This is a genomic window from Mycobacterium sp. E3298 (genome assembly GCF_001666895.1).
In the GTDB taxonomy this organism is placed as follows: Bacteria; Actinomycetota; Actinomycetes; order Mycobacteriales; family Mycobacteriaceae; genus Mycobacterium.
The window spans coordinates 1-2,710 of sequence record NZ_LZJB01000142.1; the positions used below are offsets into that span (position 1 = coordinate 1).

Annotated in this window: 1 protein-coding gene, 1 tRNA gene and 1 pseudogene; all 3 read left to right on the plus strand. The window is 66.5% G+C overall.

The features are described from left to right. Positions 1-37 precede the first annotated feature (37 nt). Positions 38-1,021: pseudogene (locus A9X05_RS06530) on the plus strand (GNAT family N-acetyltransferase); the annotation flags it as partial. Between the two features lie 147 nt (positions 1,022-1,168). Next, positions 1,169-1,241 (plus strand) — tRNA-Lys (locus tag A9X05_RS06535). Positions 1,242-1,369: 128 nt separating this feature from the next. Next, positions 1,370-2,710: DUF3556 domain-containing protein (locus A9X05_RS06540; RefSeq protein ID WP_067780075.1), on the plus strand; the 1,341-nt coding region annotated here is incomplete at its 3' end.

Here is a 2,710-nt window from a genome sequence, read left to right on the forward strand (position 1 = left end):
CCGGCCCGCAGGCTGGCGCCGCCCGCCACGGTGAGTCGCGTGGCTGACGATGATCGCCGTCGCGTCCACTCACCAAGGCAAGGGCGTCTGGGGGCAGCTCAGCGCGAAGGGGCTCGGCATACTGATCGAACGCGGCTACCCGATCGTCTTCGGGGTGCCGACCCAGACCGCGATGTACGACGGCTTCGGCGCCGGCGTGGGCAGCTATCTGCGCAGCTACTCCGTCGACCGCCGCTTCGCCAAGCTGCGCACGCCGCCGGCGGAGATCCGGGCGCGCGAGATCACCGCCGCCGAGGCAAAAGACCACTTGCCGGAAATCTACGAAAGATGGTGTGCTGCAACGAATGGGGCGGTGGCCCGCAACGAAGCCTGGTGGGCGGACCATCGGCAGGACCTGCCGGTGCAGCGAGGCAACGGCAGCCCGTTGAACTACACGATCCATCCGGACGGCTTCCTGACCTACCGCGTCGTGGGTGAGTCGAATCACGGCTACCGGCCACCGTTGGGCACCGTGGTCGTCGAAGACTTCTGCCCCATCACCGACGAGGCCCATACCGAGCTGCTGCAAACGTTGTTGGCCCTGGAGATGTTCAACACGGTCGAGATCGACGTGCCGGTCGACGACCCGCTGCCGCTCAAGCTCACCGACCTGCGGGCCGCCGAAACCACCGGTGTGAGCGATTTCCTCTGGGTGCGGATCAACGACGTGCCCGAGGTGCTGGGCACCCGCGCGTATGCGGCGGACATCGACCTCGCGCTGGAGGTCACCGACCCCCTCGACCTCGCCGGCGGGCGGTTCCTCCTGCAGGCCCGTGACGGCGTGGGCAAGTGCACACCGCACGACGGGCCCACCGACGTCGGCATCGGCCTGGCAGATCTGGCCACCATCTACATGGGCGCACACCCGGCCTCCGAGCTCCTGCGAGCGGGCCGGATCACCGAAGAGCGCCCGGGCGCGATACGCGACCTGGATGCCGCCTTCAGCACCGATCGGGCCCCCTACTGCGGGACCCTGTTCTGACGGGGCTTGCGCGGCAGACGGTTTCAGCGATCGGGTTTCCCGAGGCCCCCGCGAGCGCTCTCGGGTGGCTAACCTGGAAGGAAACCGGGATTTCACTCCGCGGCAGGACGCCTGTTATTGTCGCGTACGCGGTCTCGGCCGTCGAAAGCGCCGTTAGCTCAGTTGGTAGAGCAGCTGACTCTTAATCAGCGGGTCCGGGGTTCGAAACCCTGACGGCGCACAGTTGACATACCGGGGGCGGCTAACGGCCGCTCGGACCACTTTTCGTCGTGATTTGGCCGCCACACGATTGATGCTGCAGGTAGCTTCTCCTTCACAGCGAACGCCCTTTGCGTCGAAGGAGCTGCCATGGGGTTCATCCAGCCGAACCTGCCCGTCGTCGACGTGGCCGAGTGGAGCAAGCAACCCCGCGCGCAACGGATCGTCCCGATGGTGCGCCACATCGCCGAGAACGGGTTCGGCACCCCGCTGGTGATGCATGTGATGTATGGCGTGAAGATCGCGCTGTACATCCTCGGCGGCTGGGTGTTCGGGTGGTGCACGACGGGCATCGGCAGCTTCACGGGCGTCGCCGCCTGGTGGTCGGAACCGATCGTGTTCGAGAAGGCCGTGCTGTACACGATGCTGTTCGAAGTCATCGGCCTGGGCTGTTGCTTCGGGCCGCTGGCCGGCCGGTACTTCCCGCCGATGGGCTCCATCCTGTACTGGTTGCGGCCCAGCACCATCCGGCTGCCCCCGTGGCCCGATCGGGTGCCGCTGACCAAGGGCAGCGTCCGCAGCCCGCTCGACGCCATCCTCTACGGCGCGCTGCTGGCGCTGCTCGCCATCGCGCTGGTGTCCGATGGCACCGGCGCAATCCCCGCCCTGCACACCGACATTGGCGTGCTGGCCCCTTGGCACACCGTCGCGATCCTGTCGGTCCTGGCCGTCCTCGGTCTGCGCGACAAGGTGATCTTTTTGGCCGCGCGCGGTGAGGTCTATGCGCCGCTGGCGCTGGTCTTCCTGTTCGCCGGGGCGGACTCCATCATCGGGGCCAAGGTGGTCTTCATGGTGATCTGGCTCGGGGCGGCCACCTCAAAGCTCAACCGGCACTTCCCGTTCGTGATCTCGACGATGCTCGCGAACAACCCGTTCATCCCCTCCGGGGCGCTCAAGCGCTCGATGTTCAAGCGCTACCCGGACGACCTGCGCCCCAGCGCGCTGGCGGGTTTCATCGCGCACTTCTCCACCGCCGTGGAAGGCCTGGTACCACTGGCGCTGCTGTTCTCCCACGGCGGCTGGCCGACGGCCATCGCCGCGTTCGTGATGATCGTCTTCCACCTGAACATCCTGCTGGCCTTCCCGATGGGGGTGCCGCTGGAGTGGAACGTCTTCATGATCTTCGGCGTGCTGTCGCTGTTCGTGGCGCACGCCTGGCTCGGGTTGTCCGATGTGGCCAATCCGTTGCCGGTGGCGATCCTGTTCGTCGTCATCGCCGGGGTGGTCGTCGTCGGAAACCTCTACCCGCGCAAGGTGTCCTTCCTGCCGGGCATGCGGTATTACGCGGGCAACTGGGACACCACGGTGTGGTGCGTCAAGCCGTCGGTCGACGAGAAGATCCGCACCGGCTCCCGCGCGCTGGGACCGATGTATCACCTACAGCTCGAGCGTCTCTACAAAACCAAAGAAGAGACCTTGGTCCCCATTCAC